Origin of the sequence: Butyricicoccus faecihominis, from assembly GCF_014648015.1 — a bacterium.
Lineage (GTDB): Bacteria > Bacillota > Clostridia > Oscillospirales > Butyricicoccaceae > Agathobaculum > Agathobaculum butyriciproducens.
Window position 1 is genome coordinate 283,512 of the sequence record NZ_BMQH01000003.1, and the last position, 22,788, is coordinate 306,299.

Here is a 22,788-nt window from a genome sequence, read left to right on the forward strand (position 1 = left end):
CTACACATGCGGGTTAATCAACGCAGAGTGCGGCATAACCGTGCCGCACAATTCGTTAGCGCGTTATATAGACAGCACCTGCCAAGATAAATTGTACCAAACGCTTAATTCGTAGGTGCCGTGCGGTATAACGTGTTAAAGAGTTGCGCGGCACGGTTATGCCGCGCCTTGCGCAGAGTAGCCCATATGTGTAGCAGTAATGTATCTGACCCTGCGAACAGGTTGAGAAAGATACGGTAGAAAAACCCCCTCTGCCGTTCCCCTATTTTCGAAGCGGTCACATGTCGGCAATCTGCGCCAGACTATCCAAGGGAAAGGGGAGAAAATCAGAGGGTGGAAACCGCAGGTGTCTACCCTCTTGTGCCCCCGCCGGGTAGGCGCACTCCCCGCTGAGGTTCAGCGAAAACCTCCCCGCCCGTCAGGGGCGAACACGCCTACGGCAGTTCGAGTACCCCGGTCAGCCGGTGCCGAAAAACCGCCTGTGCGGTTCGCATTTTCTCGGTTGCCCTATGCCGAGAAAACGAAAAAGGCACCGCTCACGCGGTGCCTCTCCCTTCTACGGATATGTCGGTCGCTCAGCAGCAGCAGTTGCCGCAATTACCGCAGCCGCCGCAGGTATTATCACCACAGGTACCGCAGGAACCACAGCCGCCGCTGCCCTGACCGCAGCATACCCAGATCAGGATGATCAGGATGATGATCCACCACCAGGAATTTTCGCCCCAGAAGCTGTTAGAAGAACACATACTGTCATTTCCTCCTATCAAAGATTTCATTACATTCTATGGTAAGAGGCCGAAAATGGTTACACATTCTCCATTCTCAATTTTCAATTTTCGCCAATACGCCGTCCTTGTGCAGACCGATAACCTTTACGATGACCGGATGATTTTTCTCCGCCTTATCCTCTATATATACAGGAAAGCCGTAGCGTCCGTGCGCCGCCCACAGGCCGCCGGTCGGGTGCTCAGGCAGCGCGTACAGCGTGCGGCCGACAAACTGCTTTCGATAGGCAGCGCTGAGTGTCTCCGCCACCTGCTTTGCCCGCTCGGCGCGGGCGGTTTTGGTCTGCTGATCGAGCTGACCCGGCATGGCAGCCGCCTTTGTGCCCTCGCGCACGGAATACGGAAATACATGCACGGACGCGAACGCGCATCTCTCCAGAAAGGCCAGCGTCTGCGTAAACTCGTCCTCGGTCTCGCCCGGAAAGCCGACAATCAAATCGGTCGTAACCGAGCAGTCCGGAAACGCACGTCTCAGCCGCTCGACACACCGGTAAAATTCCTCGCTCGTGTAGTGGCGGTTCATGCGCCGGAGAACGGTATCGCAGCCGCTCTGCATGGACAAATGAAAATGCCGTGCGAGATTGGCAAAGCCGGCAAGCCGTTCACAAAACACATCGTCCACCGCCCGCGGGTCGAGGGAGCCGAGCCGGAACTGCACGTTCGGCTGCGCGGTCAGCAGCTTCTCCAGCAGCTCGGTGAGCGGCACCTGCGGCTTGAAGTCCTTGCCGTAGGACGCGATCTCGATGCCGGTCAGCACGATCTCGTGCACGCCCGCGTCAGCCAGCCGCACCGTCTGCTCGAGCGCCTGCTCGACCGGCAGTGAGCGCACCCGCCCTCTCGCATACGGAATGATGCAGTAGGTGCAGAAGTTGTTGCAGCCGTCCTCGATCTTGAGCAGCGCGCGCGTGCGGCCGTGCGGGATACCGGCAGGCAGAGTCTCAAAGCCGCTTTCCTCGCTCTCACGCACCTGTACGGCCTGTCCGCTGACGGCCTGCTCGCACAGGTCTATCACCTGCGCCCTGTCCCTGGTACCGCAGATGAGGTCGATCTCGCCGGTGGCGCGGACACGCTCCGGGTCGGTCTGTGCAAAGCAGCCGCACGCCGCGATAACCGCGTTCGGATTGTCTCTCCGCAGCTTGTGGAACGCGCGGATGTTCTTATGGTCGGACACCGATGTTACCGTACAGGTGTTGACGATCACGGCATCCGCGTCCTTATCAACAATCTCGTGTCCGCGCGCCTGCGCCAGCTGACTGAGCGCCTGCGTCTCAAATAAATTAACCTTGCAGCCCAAGGTGAAAAAAGCAAATTTCACAAATGTACATTCCTTTGCTCTCAACGGCTCGCTGCGCGCTTGCGAATCCCCTATTATAATAAGGTATTCGATTGGGTTACAGCGTCTGTAACCTTACTCTCGTGCGCGTGCGGCCACTGTGGATTTTCGCTGTCGATTCCTGCGTTTTTTTTCGCATTTGACAGGCTCTATTTTATCACAAAAATGCGAAATTTCAAAACAATGTTTGACAAACCGGTTCGAGCATGCTATACTGTAACCGTAATGTAACTTTGGAATGTAACCATTTTGTAACTATAAGGAGTGCAGATAATGCCTACCACCAAGAAGAATAACCTTCTGGAATACAAGGGTCACCCGCTGATGCGTAAGGAAAACATCATCTATTACGGCTCGATGAGTGACTCTCACATCATTATGATGCAGATCCTCGAATCTGGTGATTACAAGGGTCTGCCGGTTGCAAAGCGTGTATCCGTACAGCTTCAGCAGACCGATCCCAACGTACGTATGAAAGAGCGTATCGTCAAGAAAACCGAGAAGAACAGCATGTGGGCAGCGATGGATATTGCATCCATCTGGCTCGGCAGAGCACTGCACACGAAGTAAGACTTCACCGCAGCTTGCTGCGGCAGTGTAAAGGCTGTTTTCTCCCATTTTGAAACGGAGGCTTCAATTTCATGTCTTTTTCTAAAAAACTCGCTCGCTTCGCACTTTCCGGTGCACTTGCGATGTCGATGGTCCTGCCGAACTCGCTGGCAGTATTTCAGGCCAAGGTAAACGCAGATTCGCTTTACCTGCGTCAGTCCCCCGGCGGTGCAGTGATCACGACCCTCTCCAAGGGTACCACGGTTGCGGTACTGAATAACAGCTCCAGCTGGTACAAGGTATCCGTAAACGGCAAGGAAGGCTACGTCAGCGGCGAGTACCTGACCGGCACCACCGCAACCGACGTTGCACTCGGCACCGGCACTGTAAAGTGCTCGAGCAGTGTAAATTTCCGTTCGGCGCCGAACACCTCGTCCACCTCTTACGGTGAGCTGAAGAACGGCACCAAGGTAAATGTAGTCGGCGTAAGCAGCGGCTGGTACAAGGTTACATACAATGGCAAGACCGGCTATATCCATCCGGATTATATCACGCTCGCAAGCAGCTCCGCCGGCACCGCCATCGCTCCGTCGAACACCGTTACCTCTGCGACCGGCACCGCCGGTAAGGTGAAGTGTTCCTCGAGTGTAAACCTGCGTTCCGAGGCCAATACTTCCTCTTCCATTCTGGCAGAGCTGAAGAACGGCACCGCAGTTACCGTTGTCAGCACCGCAAACGGCTGGTGCAAGGTAACCTGCTCCGGCAAGACCGGCTACATCAAGCAGGATTATGTATCGACCACCGGTTCGGCATCCAATAACACGTCCGCGTCCACCGGTACGGCAGCAGTAGTTAAGTGCTCCTCTACCGTAAACTTCCGCTCTTCGGCAAGCACCTCTTCCACCATTCTCGGTGAGCTGAAGAACGGCACCGCTGTTACCGTGCTCAGCACGTCTAACGGCTGGAGCAAGGTATCCTACGCAGGCACGACCGGTTACATCAGTGCGGACTACCTCGTAACCGCTTCGTCCGGTACGGCGATCACCCCGTCGAACACCGCAGCTTCTGTCTCGATCAGCGCAAAGCGCCAGAGCGTGCTGAACTATGCTGCACAGTTCCTCGGTGTTCCGTATGTATACGGCGGCAGCACGCCGAGCGGCTTTGACTGCTCCGGCTTCACCTCTTATGTGTTCAAGAACACGGTCGGCTCCATCCCGCGTGTCGCTCAGGCTCAGTATGATGCAACCACCCGTGTTTCCCGCGACGACCTTCTGCCGGGCGATCTGGTATTCTTCGGCAGCAGCACCTCGTCCATCAGCCATGTAGGCATTTATGTCGGCAGTAACCAGTTTATTCACGCACCCAGCACGGGCGATGTGGTTAAGTACTCGTCGCTGACCGGCAGCTATGCGACCCGCTATCAGGGCGCAGGCCGCGTAATTTTTGAGTAAGGTTACATACCAGAAATCCCTTCGGTTTTCCGAAGGGATTTTTCTTTTGCCTATTGAGAGCGGTTATCCCAGCAGCACCGCTTCCCCGTCCTGCCACTGTATGATCTGCGGCGTGAAGTCCCGCTGTTCCATGCGGATATTCCACTGTGCGGCGAACGCATCGGAGAGTGCCTGAGCGGTCTGCTCGGGCAAGGTGAAGCCTTCCAGCTTGATGGTCCGGCAGGTAAGGCTGAGTTTGCCGTTTGAAACAGCTGCGCTCCACGCGCCGTACAGCTTGCAGCGCTCCGGCAGAAACAGCAGCGCCGTGCGCAGCTTGCCGGGTACCAGATTGCTTTCCGTCAGTGCTTGACGGGTTACGGCTGTCGTCACGGCGATCGTGCCGTCACGGCTGATTTTGACCGCCGTGTCCTCGACCGGAAACGGCAGCGCTTCGGTCAGCACAGACGCGATATCGTCCTCCGTGATGTGAAATTCCATTGCATCGCCCTCCTCGGGTGCGGCAGGCGCTATGCTGGTATCCGCCCTGCCCATCAGCATATTTCCCAGCATCAGCAGGCACAGGAGCAGGCATACGCCTAAGATTACGGTATAGACTGCGCTTTTTTCCTCCTGCATGGCGGGTGCCTCCCTTTTTGCTTCTTGCAACAGCTTATGCGGGATTGGGGTTTATATGCGTGCTATCGGATACGGAATTGGAGCCAACCTTTGGCTATGAGGTTCGCCGCACCCGCGGCACAAGGTGAATTGCCCTAAGGGCAAGAGAAGCCACACCGGGGTGCCCCGCCGTGCAACCCATCTGCACATTGCTTCACCGCAGGGTCAATTTCCATTTTCAATTCTCAATTACTGCTCTGGATACGAAAAAAGCACCGCTTTCGCGGTGCTTTCAGCTTGTCGAAAAAGCAATATTCGATTTTTATGCTTCGTGCGGCAGCACGCATTCAATCGAATTTGCTTTGCAAATTCATAAATTCCGGGAGCATGTATCTCGGAATTTATACAAGGGAAGAAAAAATGTGTCCGCAGGACGCGGTTTTTCTTCGAGATTCGATTGAAAGCGTGCTTTCAATCGAGAGGCTGCTCGAAAAACGGAGTTTTTCGACAGCCTCAAAGCACCGCTTTCGCGGTGCTTTTCGCATCTCTTTAGAAGAACTTATCCTTAATGCCGAGTGCAAAGATGATGAGCACGATAATCGGCAGGATATAGCTTACATAGAAGCGGATATTATCCTTGACCTTGAGTCCGCCGCCTTCGTTGGCCTCCTCCTTGAAGTTCTTCCAGCCCCAGCCGCAGCGGGAGGTGCAGAACAGCAGGTAAACCAGCGAACCGAGCGGCAGCCAAATGTTGGACACGAGGAAGTCCTCGAGGTCGAGCACGTTCGAGCCTGCGCCGAACGGCTGGAAGCCGGACCAGACATTGAAGCCGAGCACGCACGGCAGCGACAGCAGGATCATCAGCACGATGTTGATGGCTGCGGTCTTTTTGCGGCTCCAGCCGGTCAGGTCCATGCAGCAGGACATGATGTTCTCGAACACAGCGAGGACGGTCGAGAAGGCCGCAAACGCCATGAATACGAAGAACAGGCTGCCCCACAGGCGGCCGAGCGCCATGTGGTTAAAGATATTCGGCAGCGTAACGAAGATCAGGTTCGGACCGCTGTCCGGTGCCACGCCGAAGGCAAAGCACGCCGGGAAGATGATCAGACCGGCAGTAAATGCTACGAACGTATCCAGAATCGCAACATTGACGGCCTCGCCGAGCAGCGCACGGCCCTTGCCGATATAGCTGCCGAAGATAGCCATCGCGCCGATGCCGAGCGACAGCGTGAAGAACGCCTGATTCATCGCGGCAACGATAACATTGGCGATGCCGCACTCCTGCATACGGCCGAGATCCGGAATCAGATAGAAGCGCAGGCCCTCGCCCGAGCCTTCGGTCATGATGCTGTTGATCGCCAGAATAACCATGATGGCCAGCAGAATGATCATCATCACCTTGGTAACGCGCTCCAGACCGCCCTGCAGACCGAACGAGTTGATCATAAAGCCGACGACAACGACCGCAACCATGCAGACCGCCATAACCATCGGCTTGCCGAGCATTTCCGGAAAGGCTGCCTGCACCTGCTCACTGGTCGCACCGACAAATCGGCCGCTGACCGTCAGGTAGAAGTAGTACAGCATCCAGCCGCACACGGTGGTGTAGAACATCATCAGCAGATAGTTGCCGATCATCGCCAGATAGCCGTGGATGTGCCACTTGCTGCCCGGCTTCTCGAGCGCCTGATACGCCCGCACCGGACTTTTCTGGCTCGCACGGCCGATGGCAAATTCCATCGTCATGATCGGCAGACCGAGGATGAGCAGGAACAGCACATAGCACACGACGAACGCGCCGCCACCGTACTGACCGACCATCCACGGGAACTTCCATACGTTGCCCACGCCGATGGCGCAGCCTGCGGAAAGCAGGATGAAGCCGAGGCGCGAGCCGAGTCTTTCTCTTGGCATTGTTTATTTTTCCCCTTTTTTCTGTGCCGCGTATTGAGCAAACTGCAATATCGGCACGACTTGCATACTATAATCAAGCGTCATGATTGTTCTTCGACGCGTGATTTCTCTAATTTGCGGATCTCTTTCCGCTTTTTGCGCAGCTCGCGGAAGAAATTCCGCAGAATGTCCGCGCATTCCTGCTCCAGCACGCCGCTCACCAGCGCGGGCTGATGATTGTACGGCAGTGCGAACAGGTTTATCAGCGAGCCGCACGAGCCGGCCTTCGGGTCGGGTGCACCGTAGTACACGGTTTTCATGCGCGAGTTGATGAGCGCGCCTGCGCACATCGGGCACGGCTCGAGCGTAACGTACAGATCGCAGCGGTGCAGCCGCCAGCCGCCCAGCTTTTTGCACGCCTTCTCGATGGCCTCGATTTCTGCATGGTGCAGTGCGTTTTTCTTTGTTTCCCGTCGGTTGCGTCCGCGTCCGACAATTTTGCCGTCGCAGACAACCACCGCGCCGACCGGCACTTCGCCTTCGTCCGCCGCCTTTTGCGCCAGCTTGAGCGCGGCCTTCATATATTTTTCCTGTTCGGTCATAAATTCCTCAGATTTTCCCGAGCAGACGCGCTTTCGCCTGCTCAAATTCTTCCCGCGTAACAAAGCCGCGGTCGCACAGTCCGGCGAGGATATCAAGCTGCTCGACCGGCGTCGGTGTGCGGTCGCTCAGCGCCACCTCGTCAAATTCCTTTTCCGGAATGAGCGCGCCAAACGCCGCAAGGCTGTCCGGCGAAAACCGCAGGTCCACGCGCCGGTTTTCCCACTGCACCCGAAGCTGCACATAGCGTTCATCGTGCTGCACCTGCTCGGTGCGGACCGGTTCGGACTGCACCGCCGCCTCGATGGCGCGTCCATGCGGATTGAACGAAAACGGATGTTCTCAGCCTGCCCAGTATGCCGCCGAGCGGTCAACGGTCACGCCGCCGCCGGATACGCGCGTTTCCGTGCGCATGCCGCCGCACAGACGGTAAAACCGGATTGCCTGCACCGGCAGTTCGCCGCTGTACAGGTTGTCCTTGCCCGTGTAAAGGTTTCTGTCGCGCCGGAAAAAGCACAGCGTATCGCCTTCGCGCCAGACCTCCAGCTTGCCCTTTGACAGCAGCTCACCGCCATCCGTCACCCTCACCAGAAAGGACTTTTCAGGCGGGTTCTTCGGCTCTCCGGCACTGCGGCAGTCCAGTCCCCATTCCTGCAGCACCGCAAGGTTTTCCGCACGGTACGACACGGAAAGCGCCGCCTTTGTGCCGCGCACATCGGTCAGCGTCAGCGCGATCGGACGCACCTTATACACGCGGAGCAGACCCTGTATTTCGTCCGGCTCGCTTGACACCGGCTCAGCGCCGAGTGCATAGCTGTGCTTGTCCAGCGTGAGCGGCAGCTGTTCGCTGCCCTCGTCGGTCGGCATCAGCGTCCACGCCGCCGGGTCGGAAAACAGATAATACCTGCCTGCCGATACGAACGGTGCGTCATTTCGGATGGTTACGGTCACGTTTGCTGCACTGCTCATAGTGGAAACCTCCCTCTATGTATCCTTATCGCTTCATCTGCCGCTGGCGCGACAGATTCATCGTGCCGTCCTGCATTTTCGACAGGTTTTCCAGACAGTTGCCCGTGCCGTACGCCACGCACGAAACCGCTTCGTCCGCAACGCGCGTCGGAATGCCGGTCTTGGAGGCGATCAGCTTATCAAAGCCCCAGATCAGCGAACCGCCGCCTGTCATAGTGATGCCGTTGGCGGAAATGTCGCCGGTCAGCTCGGGAGGTGTGCGCTCGAGCACCCAGTGCACCGCCTCGACAATCGCTGAGGAGACCTCCTCGAGTGCATCGAGAATCTCACTCGAGCTTACGGTAAACGTGCGCGGCAGACCGGTCATCAGACAGCGCCCCCTGACCTCCATGATCGCTTCCTCGCTGCGCGGATACACACAGCCGACCGTGCGCTTGATCTCCTCTGCCGTGCGGTCGCCGATCAGCGCATTGTGCTTGCGGCGGACGTACTTGACAATGGCCTCGTCGAACTTATCGCCCGCGACCTTGATGGACGTGGATTCGACGATGCCGCCGAGCGAAATAACCGCCACATCGGTCGTGCCGCCGCCAATATCGACCACCAGATTGCCGTTGGCCCTGTTGATATCGATGCCCGCGCCGATGGCCGCCGCGACCGGCTCCTCGACCAGAAAAACGCGCTTTGCGCCCGCCTGCGTGCCCGCATCAATGACGGCACGCTCCTCCACCTCGGTGATGATGGACGGCACACAAATGACCACATTCGGCTTGAACAGGTGGATGCCCTGCACCTTTGCGATGAATTCCTTGATCATGCGCTCGGTCATCTCGTAATCCGAAATAACGCCCTCGCGCAGCGGACGGATGGCGACAATGTTGCCCGGTGTACGGCCAAGCATGCTCTGCGCTTCCTCGCCCACGGCAAGGATTTTGCCGGAAACCTTGTCCACCGCCACAACGGACGGCTCGTTAAGTACAACACCCTTGCCCTTTACATAGACCAGCACGGTTGCTGTGCCGAGGTCGATGCCGATATCGCTCGAAAAAAGCGACATCTTTTTCGCGATTCTTTGCAGAAAAGAAGCCATATTTCATTCCTTTCTCCGCGCTCTGTTCGCGTGGATTGACAGTATTACCATTATACAGATTTTGTGCGCCATTTGCAAGACTCCGGGGCAAATACCGAAAATTCGACAGAGAAAACGGCATCACTCCGGCAGCGTGTTCTTATACTGCTGGAATCTTACATCGTTTTCCACCTGTTCTTTATAGGCTGCATACGCCTCCGCCAGCGTGTCATATCTCGTCTTGTCTTTGATATAATTCTTAAAGGTGCTGTAACTGTAGATATGGTCCACAATCGCAACATAGCTTTGGCCATTGTTAACTCGGGTCGCGGTGGTCGTTTCTGAGATGTAATAGCCGCCGTTCGCCGAGCTGACAATGACCGGTATCTGCTTGCCCGCACCGACGGCCTTTGTAGCGACATCGACCGATGTCCAGAACAAATAGCGGTCGCTCTTGTTCGTGGAACTGCCGAGAAACGCCCATGTGCCATTTTTCAGCAGGCTGTCGCTTCTCATCTCCTTCTCCACCAAGGGCACCATAGTGGAATTGGGGCACTTCGAGTCGATCTCAAAATTCGAATTATTCTTCAGTGTCTTCAAAATACCGGTCCGATCGAGTATGCCGTGCAGATTCTCGTTCCAGTCGATCGTGCTGTCCGCTGTGCTCTTGCCCTTCCAGTCAAACACGATCACAGCCGCTGCCCTGTCATAGTACACCTCGCATTCCCCGCCCGCGGTAGGGATTCCTTTCCAGTTCGCGGTATCTCCTTGCGCCTTAGAATGGGTAACGCCTGCAATTGTAATGGGATCTCTCGACTGCCAGTCATCCTGCTTCTGCTTCAGCCTGACCGTCTTGCTCATGTTTTTGCTGTCCTGCTCCGTAACCGCAGTCAGCACATCGATATACGCCGCCCGCACCTCGATGAGGTCGGATGCCTCCAGACTTCTCTCGATATACTGTATCAGCGCCGGTATCATAAATGCCGCAAGGATCGCCAGAATGACCAGCACAACGATCAATTCCACCAGCGTAAATCCCTTGCAGGTATTTTTCTCTTTCTTCTGCATTTTATCAGCACCTTTTACTGAGTTTCGGCTAACCTAAGACGGGCTTTCAGCGCGCTGTACCGTCTGCCCTTCTGGTTGTTATTTACCATATACGCTACCACATCCTGACTGCCGACGATAACGAGCAGGCGCTTCGCGCGTGTGATCGCGGTGTAGAGAATGTTGCGCGTAAGCAGCTTGCGCGGCAGACCGTCCGACAGAGCGAGCACCACCGCGTCAAACTCGCTGCCCTGCGATTTATGTACGGTAACGGCATACGCCAGCTCCAGCTCGTTCAGCATATCGAAGGTGTAGGTCGCAATACGGTCGTCAAAGCGAATCACCATGCACTCCTGCTGCGGAAAAATGCGAATGATCTCGCCAACGTCGCCGTTGAACACGCCGGTTCCCTGCTCGTCATCCCCCTGCTTTTCCCACACGATGTCGTAGTTGTTTCGCACCTGCATCACGCGGTCGCCCTCGCGGAAAATGGTGTCTCCGAAGCGCTTTTCCAGCTTGCTTTCACTCGGTGGATTGAGCGCCTCCTGCAGACGGCGGTTAAGCGGAATGGTGCCGCTGCCGTGCCGCTTGGCAGGTGAAAGCACCTGTATCTGTGCAGGAGTGAAGCCGTAGTGCTTGGGCAGTCTCTGGGCGCAAAGCTGTGCTACCGTTTCGATAACAGACGCCGGATCCGCCCGTTTCATGATGAAAAAATCGCCGTCCGCACCAGATGGCCTTGGCATTTCACCTGCGTTGACCGCGTGCGCGTTCATAACGATATCCGACTGCTGCGCCTGACGGAAAATCTCGGTCAGCTGAATGGTCGGCACCCGATGTGAGGCGATCAGGTCGCGCAGGAAGTTGCCCGGACCGACCGGCGGCAGCTGATCGGCATCACCGACGAGCACGAGCCGTGCACCGTGCGGCAGCGCATTGATGAGTGCCTGCATGAGCGTGATGTCCACCATAGACACCTCGTCCAGAATGACCGCGTCGCACTCGAGCGGATTGGTCACACTGCGGGCAAACACCGTGCGTCCGCCGCCCGCAAAGCCTGCCTCGAGCAGCCGGTGGATGGTTTTCGCCTCCATGCCGGTCAGGTCGGAAAGACGTTTTGCCGCGCGGCCGGTCGGCGCAGCGAGCAGCGTGTCCAGTCCCAGCGCCTCAAACACCTGCAGGATGCCGCGCACCGTGGTCGTTTTGCCGGTGCCCGGGCCGCCGGTCAGGATAACAAGACCATTGCGTGCAGCCGTTGAAATCGCAAGCTGCTGTTTCTCGGAAAAAGTGAACTCACTGCTCTCCAAAAGCGTGGAAAGCAGCTCATCCACGTCAAAATCGTACTCATAATTGCGCTCTGCCATGTAGCTGAGCATTTCGGCAAGATAGGCCTCCGCGTCATGCATGTCGCGAAGATAGACCGCGTCGCGGTCCGCGATATGCTCGCGCACCAGCCGCCCCCTCTCCTCCAGACGGGAAATGCCGCGCAGCGCCCGATCCTCGTCCACGACCACGTCATCGTCGCTCAGCAGCATGCATACCGCGTACAGCAATTTTTCGACCGGAATGAACGTGTGGCCGTTGTTCAGGTTGAAGGTCAGCGTATACAGAATGCCCGCGTCCACGCGCTCATCGCTCAGCAGCGACAGTCCAAGCTCCATCGCCAGACCGTCCGCCAGCTTGAAATCCACATCATAGTATGGGTCACACAGCAGATACGGGTTCTCGCACAGCGCGTCGATGGCGCTGTCGTGCAGGCGCTTGTACAGCAGCGGCGTGAGCGCGACCGGCAGACCGTGTTCGCTCAGAAAGTCCATCAGCAGGCGCATTTCGCTCTGTTCGGTGAACTGACGGCCGATCTCTTTCGCCTTGCGGTCGGTAATGCCGCGCAGCTCCGACAGACGCTCCGGCTCGTGCATAAGAATGTCAAACGTGTCCTCACCGAACTTTTCCGCAATTTTTGCCGCCAGCCGCGGACCGATTCCGCGAATCAGGCCCGAACCGAGGTACTCCGCGATGCCGCGCACCGAGGTCGGCAGCCGGCGCTCAAACGCCTCGGTCGCAAACTGCTCGCCGTAGGTCGGGTGCGTCACCCAGCAGCCGGTCAGAATGACCTCCTCACCCAGTCCAATGTTGGGAAACGTGCCGGTCGCCGTGACCTCGGCTCCGTTTTCCGCAGCAAGGCGCAGCACGGCATAGCCGTTTTCGTCGTTGTAGTAAACGATCTGCTGCACCGTGCCGCGCACGATCAAATATTCTCTTTCGTCCAACGTCCCACCGTCCCAACTTGTCATTCCAGATAGGTTATGTCCTGCCGCGCCGCCATGTACTTGGCGATATTCTGTCCCTGTCCGCTGCCGATTTCGACAAATGTGATCAGCAGACCGGAAAAATACTGCCGCCGCACGCGCAGTGCTGCGCGGATCAGATGTTCACTGACGGCATCGCAGCCGTCTCCGTACAGCGTCAGTTCCGCCGAGCCGTGCAGCCGCAGCAGCCGCGCGGAGACGATCTCGTACACCGTGTGCAGCACGGTGTAAAATCCCACCGCGGCAAATACCGCCAGAACCGATTGCAGAAAAACAGACATGAGCGTTCCCTCCTGCTATCAGCCTATGCACGGAGGGAATACTTTGTTAGTATATAGTATAGCACAATTGTTCGGATAAGTAAACCGAGCAGAAAATCAGGGAATAATTGAAAATTGAGAATGGAGAATGAACGTGATGATAGAACGATAACCAAATTTCATTTCCCATTCTCAACTCTCCATTTCTGAAAAAGAGACGCTTTCGCGTCTCTTTTCAGTCTGTCAAAAAAGTATTATTTTAATTTTCACGCTTCGTGCGGCAGCACGCATAAAATAGAATTTGCGAAGCAAATTCATAAATTCCGGGAGCATGTATCTCGGAATTTATACAAGGGAAGAAAAAATGTGCCCGTAGGGCGCGGTTTTTCTTCAGTATTCGCTCGAAAGCGTGGTTTCGAGCGAGAGGCTGCTCGGAAAACGATAGTTTTTCGACAGCCTCAAAAGAGACGCTTTCGCGTCTCTTTTTCAGGTTTCGTGCTCTTTGCACCACTCGTTGAGCGTTTCCCGATCGGTGCCCTGCATGGAACAGGCGGTGCCGCAATCCCGTTCATTGGGCGGCAGCGCGATACCCTCGCTCATCTTTTCCTGTTCCCTCGCGGCCACTGCCGGTTTGCTGCGGCGCAGCCACTCGAACGCCTTCTCGGCCGCCCGGAGCTGATAGCGGTTTTCATGATTTTCCGGCATAATTGCATCCCTCCCTCGCATAGTATGCGCAGGAAAGAGGATTTTACGCACAAAAAAGCTCCCATGCCGAAGCATGGGAGCTTGTAAATTGCGTTATGCTATTGCTTAACTGAAATTAAGCGTTGATAGCGGTTACGACGCCGGAACCTACGGTGCGGCCACCCTCACGGATAGCGAAACGCAGGCCTTCCTCGATAGCGATCGGGGTGATCAGCTCAACGTCCATCTCAACGTTATCGCCCGGCATGCACATCTCAGTGCCTTCCGGCAGAGTGATAACGCCAGTTACGTCGGTGGTACGGAAGTAGAACTGCGGACGGTAGTTGTTGAAGAACGGAGTATGACGGCCGCCCTCTTCCTTCTTCAGAACGTATACCTGACCGTGGAACTTGGTGTGCGGGTGAATGGAGCCCGGCTTAGCCAGAACCTGGCCGCGCTCAACCTCGTTCTTCTGGATGCCGCGGAGCAGAGCGCCGATGTTGTCGCCAGCCTCAGCGTAGTCCAGCAGCTTGCGGAACATCTCGATACCGGTTACAACGGTCTTGCGCGGAGCGTCCATCAGACCAACGATCTCAACTTCCTCGCCCATCTTCAGCTGGCCACGCTCTACACGACCGGTAGCTACGGTACCACGACCGGTGATGGAGAATACGTCCTCGACCGGCATGATGAACGGCTTGTCAGCAGCGCGGTCCGGGGTCGGGATATAAGAGTCAACAGCGTCCATCAGCTCGTGGATGCACTTGTACTCCGGAGCGTTCGGATCCTTGGAATCGCAGGTCAGAACGTTCAGAGCGGAACCACGGATTACCGGAACGTCGTCGCCCGGGAAATCGTAAGAGGACAGCAGCTCACGGATCTCCATCTCAACCAGGTCGAGCAGCTCCTCGTCGTCTACCTGATCAGCCTTGTTCATGAAGACAACGATATACGGAACGCCTACCTGACGGGACAGCAGGATGTGCTCGCGGGTCTGCGGCATCGGGCCGTCAGCAGCGGATACAACCAGGATAGCACCGTCCATCTGAGCAGCGCCGGTGATCATGTTCTTAACGTAGTCGGCATGGCCCGGGCAGTCAACGTGAGCGTAGTGACGCTTAGCGGTGTGATACTCAACGTGTGCGGTGTTGATGGTAATGCCGCGCTCCTTCTCCTCCGGAGCCTTGTCGATTGCGTCGTATGCCTGATACTCAGCATCGCCCTCGAGAGCCAGAACCTTGGTGATTGCAGCGGTCAGAGTGGTCTTGCCGTGGTCAACGTGGCCGATGGTGCCAATGTTAACGTGCGGCAGAGAACGGTCAAATTTTTCCTTTGCCATTGTGGATATCCTCCTCGTAAAATGAATTAAAAGTCATGTTGCATTTATTTTACTGCATTTCGAGAAAAAATGCAATAGGCTGCAGCAGATTTTAGTCGTTGTTTTTGGTACGGTTGTCGATGATCTTCTCCTGAATGCTCTTCGGCACTTCAGTGTAGTGGCTCGGCTGCATGGTGTACTGGCCACGGCCCTGAGTGCGGGAACGCAGAGCAGTTGCGTAACCGAACATCTCGCTCAGCGGAACGCCGGCAGAGATAGCCTGTACGCCGCCGCGCGGCTCCATGCCCTGGATCTGACCACGACGGGAGTTCAGGTCGCCGATAACGTCGCCCATATACTCCTCCGGTACCATTACGTCAACCTGCATGATCGGCTCCATCAGAACCGGATCAGCCTTCTTCATAGCTTCCTTGAACGCCATAGAACCAGCGATCTTGAACGCCATCTCAGAGGAGTCGACTTCGTGGTAAGAGCCATCATACAGGGTTACCTTAACGTCAACAACCGGGTAGCCTGCGAGGATACCAGACTGCATAGCGCCCTGGATACCCTGATTAACAGGCTCGATATATTCCTTCGGGATAGCACCGCCAACGATCTTGTTGATGAACTCGTAGCCCTTGCCGGACTCGTTCGGCTCAACGATGATCTTAACATGGCCGTACTGGCCCTTACCACCGGACTGACGAGCGTACTTCTGATCAACGTCAGCGGAGCGGCGGATGGTCTCCTTGTAAGCAACCTGAGGAGAACCTACGTTAGCCTCTACCTTGAACTCGCGCAGCAGACGGTCAACGATGATCTCCAGATGAAGCTCGCCCATACCAGCGATAATGGTCTGGCCGGTCTCTTCATCGGTGTAGGTCTTGAAGGTCGGATCCTCTTCTGCCAGCTTAGCCAGCGCGATACCCATCTTCTCCTGACCAGCCTTGGTCTTCGGCTCGATCGCAACACGGATAACCGGGTCCGGGAACTCCATAGACTCGAGGATGATCGGGTGCTTCTCATCACACAGCGTATCGCCGGTGGTGGTGTTCTTAAAGCCGATGCCCGCAGCGATATCGCCGGAATATACGCAGTCGATATCCTGACGGTGGTTAGCGTGCATCTGCAGAATACGGCCCAGACGCTCGCGCTGATCCTTGGTAGCATTCAGTACGGAGGAACCAGCGGTGATGGTGCCGGAGTATACGCGGAAGAACGTCAGACGGCCAACGAACGGGTCGGTAGCGATCTTGAACGCCAGCGCGGAGAACGGCGCATCATCAGAAGACGGACGGGAATCCTCCTCGTCGGTCTGCGGGTTTACACCCTTGATGTCCGGGATGTCGGTCGGAGCCGGCATGTATTCGATAACAGCGTCCAGCAGCGGCTGTACGCCCTTGTTGCGGTATGCGGTGCCGCAGAGTACCGGAACGATCTCGTTGGCGATACAGCCCTTGCGGATTGCAGCCTTAACTTCCGGAATGGTCAGCTCTTCGCCCTCGAGGTACTTCATCATGAGGTCCTCATCCAGCTCAGCAACGTGCTCCCACAGTTCGTCGTGGTACTGCTGAGCCTTCTCCATCATGTCAGCCGGAATATCCTCATCGCGGATATCCTTGCCGAGGTCATCGTAGTAAACCTCAGCGCGCATGGTGATCAGGTCGATGATACCCTTGAAGGTATCCTCAGAGCCGATCGGCAGCTGAACCGGAACAGCGTTGCACTTCAGACGGTCCTTCATCATGTTGACTACGTTGTAGAAGTCAGCACCCATGATGTCCATCTTGTTTACGAACGCCATACGCGGAACCTTGTACTTGTCAGCCTGATGCCAAACGGTCTCAGACTGCGGCTCTACGCCGCCCTTTGCACAGAATACGGTTACAGAACCGTCCAGTACACGCAGGGAGCGCTCTACCTCTACGGTAAAGTCAACGTGGCCCGGGGTGTCGATGATGTTGATACGATGCTCCGGGAACTGATGAGTAGAGCCGGACCAGTGGCAGGTGGTAGCTGCGGAGGTGATGGTGATACCACGCTCCTGCTCCTGCTCCATCCAGTCCATGGTAGCGGTACCGTCATGGGTATCGCCGATCTTATGGTTTACACCGGTGTAATACAGAATACGCTCGGTGGTAGTGGTCTTACCGGCGTCGATGTGCGCCATGATGCCGATATTTCTGGTTCTTTCCAGGGAATATTCTCTAGGCATATTGCTCTCCTTTCAAAGCGTTATGCGGAAACCGACAGATTAATAGCGGTAGTGTGCGAACGCCTTGTTCGCCTCTGCCATCTTGTGGGTATCCTCGCGCTTCTTAACAGCACCGCCCAGATTGTTGCAAGCGTCCAGGATCTCGCCTGCCAGACGCTCACGCATGGTCTTTTCAGAACGAGCGCGGGAGTACTTGGTGATCCAACGCAGGCCCAGGGTCTGACGACGCTCCGGGCGAACTTCCATCGGCACCTGGTAGGTAGCGCCGCCTACACGGCGAGCCTTAACTTCCAGGGTCGGCATGATGTTTTCCATAGCCTCGGTGAAAACCTCCAGCGGTTCACGACCGGTCTTTTCACGAACGATATCGAAAGCACCATAAACAACCTTCTGCGAAACGCCCTTCTTGCCGTCGAGCATGATAGAGTTTACCAGCTTGGTGACGAGCTTGGAATTATAAAGCGGATCGGGCAGAACGTCTCTCTTGGGGACATTACCTCTTCTTGGCACTTTACTTCCCTCCTTCAAAAATATTTGATTTCATAGGTACTTCGGCGGATCTTTGACCGCCGTTGTTCATGCCTGTCCGAGGTAAAGGCCCGATTTATGCAATCGGAACTAAAATGCCTCAGACAAAGCATAGCTGCTTTGCTGAAAAATAACTTTCTCGCAAAACCTTGTGGGTTGGCTCCTTGGCGGAGTAATTTCAGCCAGTACACATTGTAATGTACTCGCGTTTTGAGCAAGTATGGTCGTGCAGATCAAGGCGCGTCCCGCACGCCGCGTACAAATGTACGCAAGTGTGGGCGCAACGCAGAGATGCGCGATCAGACGCCGCTCAAAAATTACTTGCCTGCCTTCGGGCGCTTAGCACCGTACTTGGAACGAGCCTGACGACGGTTAGCAACACCCTGGGTATCCAGAGTACCACGGATGATGTGGTAACGAACACCAGGAAGGTCCTTTACACGACCGCCGCGAACCATAACTACAGAGTGCTCCTGCAGGTTGTGGCCTTCACCGGGGATGTAAGCGGAAACTTCCATCTGGTTGGTCAGCTTTACACGAGCTACCTTACGAAGAGCAGAGTTCGGCTTCTTCGGGGTCATGGTCTTAACCGTGGTGCAAACGCCGCGCTTCTGCGGAGCGGACTGATCGGTAGCCTTCTTCTTCTGAGAGTTGTAGCCTACCTGAAGAGCCGGTGCCGTAGACTTGGTAACGACTGCCTCACGACCCTTACGGACGAGTTGGTTAAAAGTTGGCATTTTATTTCCTCCTTCTTTCAAAGATATTTATGAAAAGCGCGTTTTGCGCGATTCAACAAAGAAAAATCAGTGCAGAACAACGACTACTGCCGCGCCGACATCAATGCCGACCGCATCGCCGAGCTCCGTCATTGTGGTGACCTCGGTAACTTCCATACCGTGTTCACTGCAAAGCTCATAAATCGGTCCGACGATTCGTTTTTCTGCGTCCAGCGCAACAAAGACCTGTGCGGCTGCGCCATCCCGAATCGCTTTTTTCGACTGCTTTACACCGATCACCTTGTGCGCCGTGTGAAGTTCTGAAAGCATAATATTCCTCCTATACGGCATACTCCCATAGTATACGGGTTTGTCCCCTTGTTGTCAAGTGTTTTCTCGAAATTTTTTATTTTTTACGAGAAATTTCTTTTCCAGAGGATTTTCGCGAAAATCGACGCTTGCGAAGCGAGGGAATCTCGCCTGCCCGGCGGGGGCACAAGAGGATAGACAACCTACGGTTTTCCACCCTCTTGTGAATCTCCCCTTTTCCCTTAGATAGCAAGGCGAAATTTGCAGAGCTGAGACTATAAGGGAACGGCAGAGGATTTTTTCTTCCGCAGGACGCACTTTGCGCGCCCATGTATCCACATATTCGCATTGTCGGATACCGTACTGCTACACATGCGGTCTACTCTACGCGGGGCGCGACAACCGTGCCGCGCAACTCGTTTGCGCGTTATGACGGACGGCACCTGCGAACTTTTTCTGATATTATGCTTATCTCTGCGCAATTTCCACTCTTTCGATAATTCTCCATTCTCAATTTTCCATTCGGCACAAGCAAAAACAGGAGAACACCTTACAGTGTTCCCCTGTTTTGTTTAATATATACAGCGTTTTCGGCTTTCTGCAAATCAGTCGAGATTTACAGTCTGCTCGTAGTGACCGGTGCAGTAATCGGACACACCCGAGCCAGCCGGAATCAGCTTGCCGATGATTACGTTCTCCTTCAGGCCCATCAGCGGATCGACCTTGCCCTTGATTGCAGCGTCGGTCAGCACGCGGGTGGTCTCCTGGAAGGATGCAGCGGACATCCAGGAATCGGTTGCGAGGGATGCCTTGGTGATACCCATGAGGGTCGGCTCCGCAACAGCCAGACGGAGACCTTCCTCGCCGGCGTCGATGCGTGCCTGCACCTTGTTGTTGTAATCCTCGAACTCGAGCCAGTCCATAACAGAACCCGGCAGAACCTCAGCGTCGCCCGCGTCCTCAACGCGAACCTTGCGCATCATCTGACGAACGATAACCTCGATATGCTTATCGTTGATATCTACGCCCTGCTGACGGTAAACCTTCTGAACTTCCTTGATCTCATAGTCGTGAACGGCGCGAGGATCGAGGATACGCAGAATGTCATGCGGGTTGAGCGAGCCTTCGTTCAGCTGGAAGCCCTGCGGAATCTCCTGACCGTCGGTTACGCGGATACCGGAGGACGAAGCCAGCTGGTAGGAACGCATATCGCCGGTCTGCGGGTTGACGATGTTGACGGTCTTGACGGTGGTGCGCTTGGACTCCTCGATGGAGACCATGCCGCCGATCTCGGCCAGCGTTGCAGCCTTCTTCGGCTTACGCGCCTCGAACAGCTCCTCAACTCGCGGAAGACCCTGCGTAATATCCGAACCTGCGACACCGCCGGTATGGAAGGTACGCATGGTAAGCTGGGTACCCGGCTCGCCGATGGACTGTGCTGCGATGATACCAACAGCCTCGCCCTTGCCGACCGGCGTGCCCATTGCCAGGTTGATGCCGTAGCAGTGCGCGCAGACACCCTTGCGGGCACGGCACTCGAGCACGGAGCGGATCTGAACGCGGGTGATGCCGGCGCCGACAACCGCATCGGCGTCAGCCTCGGTCATCATCTTGCTCTTGGGTACGATAACCTCGCCGGTCTCCGGATTTACGATATCGTCAACCGGGAAACGGCCGAGCAGACGCTCGCGCAGCGGCTCGATGATCTGGTTGCCTTCCTTGATATCCTCTACCCAGATACCCTTGGTTGCGCCGCAGTCGTCCTCGCGGATGATAACGTCCTGAGAAACGTCTACCAGACGGCGGGTCAGGTAACCCGAGTCAGCGGTACGCAGTGCGGTATCGGCCATGCCCTTTCGTGCACCGCGGGCAGCGATGAAGTATTCGAGTACGGTCAGGCCTTCACGGAAGTTGGACTTGATCGGGATTTCGATGGTCTTACCGGAGGCGGATGCCATCAGGCCTCGCATACCGGCCAGCTGACGGATCTGGTTGATAGAACCACGGGCACCGGAATCAGCCATCATGTGAATCGGGTTGTAGCGCTGCTCCTTCATGTTGGCCTGCAGCTTTGCGGTAACCTTCTTGGTGGTCTCTTCCCACTCGGCTACGGTCAGACGGTAGCGCTCCTGATCGGTGATAAAGCCGCGCTTGTACTTGCGGTCGATCTTGGCAACCTTCTTCTCGGACTCGCGGATCATCTCGTCCTTGCCGTCCGGCACGAGCATGTCGGCTACGGCTACGGTCAGCGCACCCTTGGTGGAGTACTTGTAGCCCATCGCCTTGATGGAGTCGAGCACCTCAGCGGTGATATGGAAGCCGTGTACACGGATACACTTGTCAATGATCTTGCCAAGCTCCTTCTTGCCGCAGGTGAACATGATCTCAAGATCAAACTTCTTGGACGGATCCGAGCGGTCAACAAAGCCGAGATCCTGCGGGATGCGCTCGTTGAAGATCAGGCGGCCCGGGGTCGCGTCTACGATAGCGGACTCGGTCTTGCCGTTTACTTCCTTGGACAGACGTACCTTGATCGGCGCGTGAATGCCAACGATACCCTCGTTGTACGCCATCAGCGCCTCGTCCACGTTGCGGAATACCTTGCCGGCGCCCGGCTCGGTATCGCGGTCGATGGTCAGGTAGTAGGAGCCGAGAACCATATCCTGAGACGGAATGGTAACCGGCTTGCCGTCCTGCGGCTTGAGCAGGTTGTTCGCGGACAGCATCAGCAGACGGGCCTCAGCCTGTGCCTCTGCGGACAGCGGAACGTGAACTGCCATCTGGTCGCCGTCGAAGTCGGCGTTGAATGCGGTACATACCAGCGGATGCAGGCGGATCGCACGGCCTTCTACGAGGACCGGCTCGAACGCCTGAATGCCCAGACGGTGCAGGGTCGGTGCACGGTTCAGCATAACCGGATGACCCTTGATGATGCCCTCGAGCACGTCCCATACCTCGGGCTTTGCGCGCTCTACCATCTTCTTGGCAGACTTGATGTTCTGTGCGGTGCCGTCCTCAACCAGCTTCTTCATAACGAACGGCTTGAACAGCTCGAGTGCCATTTCCTTCGGCAGACCGCACTGATAGATCTTCAGATCCGGGCCTACGACGATAACCGAACGGCCGGAGTAGTCAACTCGCTTGCCGAGCAGGTTCTGACGGAAACGGCCCTGCTTGCCCTTCAGCATGTCGGACAGAGACTTGAGTGCACGGTTGTTCGGGCCGGTAACCGGACGGCCGCGGCGGCCGTTATCGATCAGGGCGTCAACAGCCTCCTGCAGCATGCGCTTCTCGTTGCGCACGATGATGTCCGGCGCACCCAGCTCGAGCAGGCGCTTGAGGCGGTTGTTGCGGTTGATGACGCGGCGGTACAGGTCGTTCAGGTCGCTCGTTGCGAAGCGGCCGCCGTCCAGCTGTACCATCGGACGGATTTCCGGCGGGATGACCGGAACAACGTCCATGATCATCCACTCCGGGCGGTTGTGCGACAGACGGAAGGATTCAACAACCTCCAGTCGCTTGATGATGCGCAGGCGCTTCTGGCCGGAAGCCTCACGCAGCTCTGCGGTCAGCTCCTTGGAGAGCTGGTCGAGATCCAGCTCCGCGAGCAGCTCCTTGATGGACTCCGCGCCCATGCCGGCACGGAAGTCCTCATCGTACTTTTCACGCATGTCGCGGTACTCAGCCTCGGTCAGGATCTGCTTCTTCATCAGCGGCGTGTCGCCCGGATCGATTACGATATAGTTTGCAAAGTACAGGACCTTCTCCAGTACACGCGGGCTGATATCAAGGATCAGGCCCATGCGGGACGGGATGCCCTTGAAGTACCAGATGTGCGATACCGGCGCTGCCAGCTCAATGTGGCCCATGCGCTCGCGGCGGACCTTGGCCTTGGTGACCTCAACGCCGCACTTATCGCAGATCTTGCCCTTGAAGCGGACCTTCTTGTACTTGCCGCAATGGCACTCCCAGTCCTTGGTCGGTCCAAAGATACGCTCGCAGAACAGGCCATCGCGTTCCGGCTTGAGCGTACGGTAGTTAATGGTTTCGGGCTTCTTTACCTCGCCGTAAGACCACTGGCGGATCAGCTCGGGCGAAGCCAGACCGATCTTAATGGCGTTAAACGTATGATATCCCATATATTTTAAGATGCTCC

General features: G+C 56.2%; 20 protein-coding genes. 2 read left to right on the top strand and 18 right to left on the bottom strand.

Going from position 1 to position 22,788, the window contains the following annotated elements; all coding sequences use genetic code 11:
- Positions 1 to 575: 575 nt before the first annotated feature.
- Positions 576 to 746, bottom strand: coding sequence for a hypothetical protein (locus IEY11_RS04625; RefSeq protein ID WP_165815492.1), 171 nt, complete (start codon positions 744 to 746; stop codon positions 576 to 578).
- Positions 747 to 822: 76 nt separating this feature from the next.
- Positions 823 to 2,100, bottom strand: coding sequence for a tRNA (N(6)-L-threonylcarbamoyladenosine(37)-C(2))-methylthiotransferase MtaB (gene mtaB / locus IEY11_RS04630; RefSeq protein WP_188885920.1), 1,278 nt, complete (start codon positions 2,098 to 2,100; stop codon positions 823 to 825).
- Between the two features lie 291 nt (positions 2,101 to 2,391).
- On the opposite strand from mtaB, the gene IEY11_RS04635 reads away from it, so the two are divergent.
- On the top strand, positions 2,392 to 2,688 hold the full coding sequence (locus IEY11_RS04635; protein WP_117492581.1) for a hypothetical protein: 297 nt from the start codon (positions 2,392 to 2,394) through the stop codon (positions 2,686 to 2,688).
- 71 nt (positions 2,689 to 2,759) lie between these two features.
- Positions 2,760 to 4,118 (top strand): C40 family peptidase, encoded by a 1,359-nt coding sequence (locus tag IEY11_RS04640; protein WP_188885921.1) that lies wholly within the window; start codon positions 2,760 to 2,762, stop codon positions 4,116 to 4,118.
- Positions 4,119 to 4,181: 63 nt separating this feature from the next.
- On the opposite strand, the gene IEY11_RS04645 is transcribed toward IEY11_RS04640, so the two are convergent.
- The 16 genes from IEY11_RS04645 to rpoC form a co-directional block, all read right to left on the bottom strand.
- Positions 4,182 to 4,733, bottom strand: a complete 552-nt coding sequence (locus IEY11_RS04645; protein WP_188885922.1) for a hypothetical protein — start codon at positions 4,731 to 4,733, stop codon at positions 4,182 to 4,184.
- 528 nt (positions 4,734 to 5,261) lie between these two features.
- Entirely contained in the window at positions 5,262 to 6,629 is a 1,368-nt protein-coding gene (locus IEY11_RS04650; RefSeq protein WP_188885923.1) for a sodium-dependent transporter, read from the bottom strand.
- A gap of 80 nt (positions 6,630 to 6,709) precedes the next feature.
- Entirely contained in the window at positions 6,710 to 7,210 is a 501-nt protein-coding gene (tadA, locus tag IEY11_RS04655) for a tRNA adenosine(34) deaminase TadA (protein WP_116705133.1), read from the bottom strand.
- Between the two features lie 7 nt (positions 7,211 to 7,217).
- Entirely contained in the window at positions 7,218 to 7,502 is a 285-nt protein-coding gene (locus IEY11_RS04660; protein WP_188885924.1) for an SHOCT domain-containing protein, read from the bottom strand.
- 48 nt (positions 7,503 to 7,550) lie between these two features.
- Positions 7,551 to 8,177, bottom strand: a complete 627-nt coding sequence (locus tag IEY11_RS04665) for a hypothetical protein (protein ID WP_188885925.1) — start codon at positions 8,175 to 8,177, stop codon at positions 7,551 to 7,553.
- Between the two features lie 25 nt (positions 8,178 to 8,202).
- Positions 8,203 to 9,267, bottom strand: coding sequence for a rod shape-determining protein (gene mreB, locus IEY11_RS04670; protein ID WP_270384500.1), 1,065 nt, complete (start codon positions 9,265 to 9,267; stop codon positions 8,203 to 8,205).
- Between the two features lie 120 nt (positions 9,268 to 9,387).
- The gene (locus tag IEY11_RS04675; RefSeq protein WP_188885926.1) at positions 9,388 to 10,314 is read right to left on the bottom strand and encodes a type II secretion system protein; all 927 of its coding nucleotides are present in this window, start codon (positions 10,312 to 10,314) and stop codon (positions 9,388 to 9,390) included.
- 14 nt (positions 10,315 to 10,328) lie between these two features.
- Positions 10,329 to 12,560: an SF1B family DNA helicase RecD2 gene (gene recD2 / locus IEY11_RS04680; RefSeq protein ID WP_243183952.1), complete on the bottom strand. Its 2,232-nt coding sequence runs from the start codon at positions 12,558 to 12,560 to the stop codon at positions 10,329 to 10,331.
- A gap of 20 nt (positions 12,561 to 12,580) precedes the next feature.
- Entirely contained in the window at positions 12,581 to 12,880 is a 300-nt protein-coding gene (locus IEY11_RS04685; RefSeq protein WP_118480518.1) for a hypothetical protein, read from the bottom strand.
- 465 nt (positions 12,881 to 13,345) lie between these two features.
- On the bottom strand, positions 13,346 to 13,564 hold the full coding sequence (locus tag IEY11_RS04690) for a hypothetical protein (protein WP_188885928.1): 219 nt from the start codon (positions 13,562 to 13,564) through the stop codon (positions 13,346 to 13,348).
- A gap of 115 nt (positions 13,565 to 13,679) precedes the next feature.
- Positions 13,680 to 14,882, bottom strand: a complete 1,203-nt coding sequence (tuf, locus tag IEY11_RS04695; protein WP_116705138.1) for an elongation factor Tu — start codon at positions 14,880 to 14,882, stop codon at positions 13,680 to 13,682.
- 91 nt (positions 14,883 to 14,973) lie between these two features.
- Entirely contained in the window at positions 14,974 to 17,079 is a 2,106-nt protein-coding gene (gene fusA, locus IEY11_RS04700; protein ID WP_110436540.1) for an elongation factor G, read from the bottom strand.
- Between the two features lie 39 nt (positions 17,080 to 17,118).
- A complete protein-coding gene (rpsG, locus tag IEY11_RS04705; RefSeq protein ID WP_181967828.1) occupies positions 17,119 to 17,589 on the bottom strand; it encodes a 30S ribosomal protein S7 in 471 nt (156 codons plus the stop codon).
- A 335-nt stretch (positions 17,590 to 17,924) separates the two neighbouring features.
- Entirely contained in the window at positions 17,925 to 18,344 is a 420-nt protein-coding gene (rpsL, locus tag IEY11_RS04710; RefSeq protein ID WP_110436538.1) for a 30S ribosomal protein S12, read from the bottom strand.
- Positions 18,345 to 18,410: 66 nt separating this feature from the next.
- Positions 18,411 to 18,653, bottom strand: coding sequence for a ribosomal L7Ae/L30e/S12e/Gadd45 family protein (locus IEY11_RS04715; protein WP_118285314.1), 243 nt, complete (start codon positions 18,651 to 18,653; stop codon positions 18,411 to 18,413).
- A gap of 584 nt (positions 18,654 to 19,237) precedes the next feature.
- Positions 19,238 to 22,771, bottom strand: a complete 3,534-nt coding sequence (gene rpoC, locus IEY11_RS04720) for a DNA-directed RNA polymerase subunit beta' (protein WP_118480498.1) — start codon at positions 22,769 to 22,771, stop codon at positions 19,238 to 19,240.
- Positions 22,772 to 22,788: the final 17 nt, after the last annotated feature.

Bases quoted from the DNA above. Each gene is read 5' to 3' on its own strand.
- IEY11_RS04645 (WP_188885922.1), bottom strand. From the start codon at position 4,733: ATGCAGGAGGAAAAAAGCGCAGTCTATACCGTAATCTTAGGCGTATGC.
- IEY11_RS04625 (WP_165815492.1), bottom strand. From the start codon at position 746: ATGTGTTCTTCTAACAGCTTCTGGGGCGAAAATTCCTGGTGGTGGATC.
- IEY11_RS04665 (WP_188885925.1), bottom strand. From the start codon at position 8,177: ATGAGCAGTGCAGCAAACGTGACCGTAACCATCCGAAATGACGCACCG.
- tadA (WP_116705133.1), bottom strand. From the start codon at position 7,210: ATGACCGAACAGGAAAAATATATGAAGGCCGCGCTCAAGCTGGCGCAA.
- mreB (WP_270384500.1), bottom strand. From the start codon at position 9,267: ATGGCTTCTTTTCTGCAAAGAATCGCGAAAAAGATGTCGCTTTTTTCG.
- rpoC (WP_118480498.1), bottom strand. From the start codon at position 22,771: ATGGGATATCATACGTTTAACGCCATTAAGATCGGTCTGGCTTCGCCC.
- rpsL (WP_110436538.1), bottom strand. From the start codon at position 18,344: ATGCCAACTTTTAACCAACTCGTCCGTAAGGGTCGTGAGGCAGTCGTT.
- IEY11_RS04675 (WP_188885926.1), bottom strand. From the start codon at position 10,314: ATGCAGAAGAAAGAGAAAAATACCTGCAAGGGATTTACGCTGGTGGAA.
- IEY11_RS04640 (WP_188885921.1), top strand. From the start codon at position 2,760: ATGTCTTTTTCTAAAAAACTCGCTCGCTTCGCACTTTCCGGTGCACTT.
- IEY11_RS04715 (WP_118285314.1), bottom strand. From the start codon at position 18,653: ATGCTTTCAGAACTTCACACGGCGCACAAGGTGATCGGTGTAAAGCAG.
- tuf (WP_116705138.1), bottom strand. From the start codon at position 14,882: ATGGCAAAGGAAAAATTTGACCGTTCTCTGCCGCACGTTAACATTGGC.
- IEY11_RS04635 (WP_117492581.1), top strand. From the start codon at position 2,392: ATGCCTACCACCAAGAAGAATAACCTTCTGGAATACAAGGGTCACCCG.
- fusA (WP_110436540.1), bottom strand. From the start codon at position 17,079: ATGCCTAGAGAATATTCCCTGGAAAGAACCAGAAATATCGGCATCATG.
- IEY11_RS04685 (WP_118480518.1), bottom strand. From the start codon at position 12,880: ATGTCTGTTTTTCTGCAATCGGTTCTGGCGGTATTTGCCGCGGTGGGA.
- IEY11_RS04690 (WP_188885928.1), bottom strand. From the start codon at position 13,564: ATGCCGGAAAATCATGAAAACCGCTATCAGCTCCGGGCGGCCGAGAAG.
- IEY11_RS04650 (WP_188885923.1), bottom strand. From the start codon at position 6,629: ATGCCAAGAGAAAGACTCGGCTCGCGCCTCGGCTTCATCCTGCTTTCC.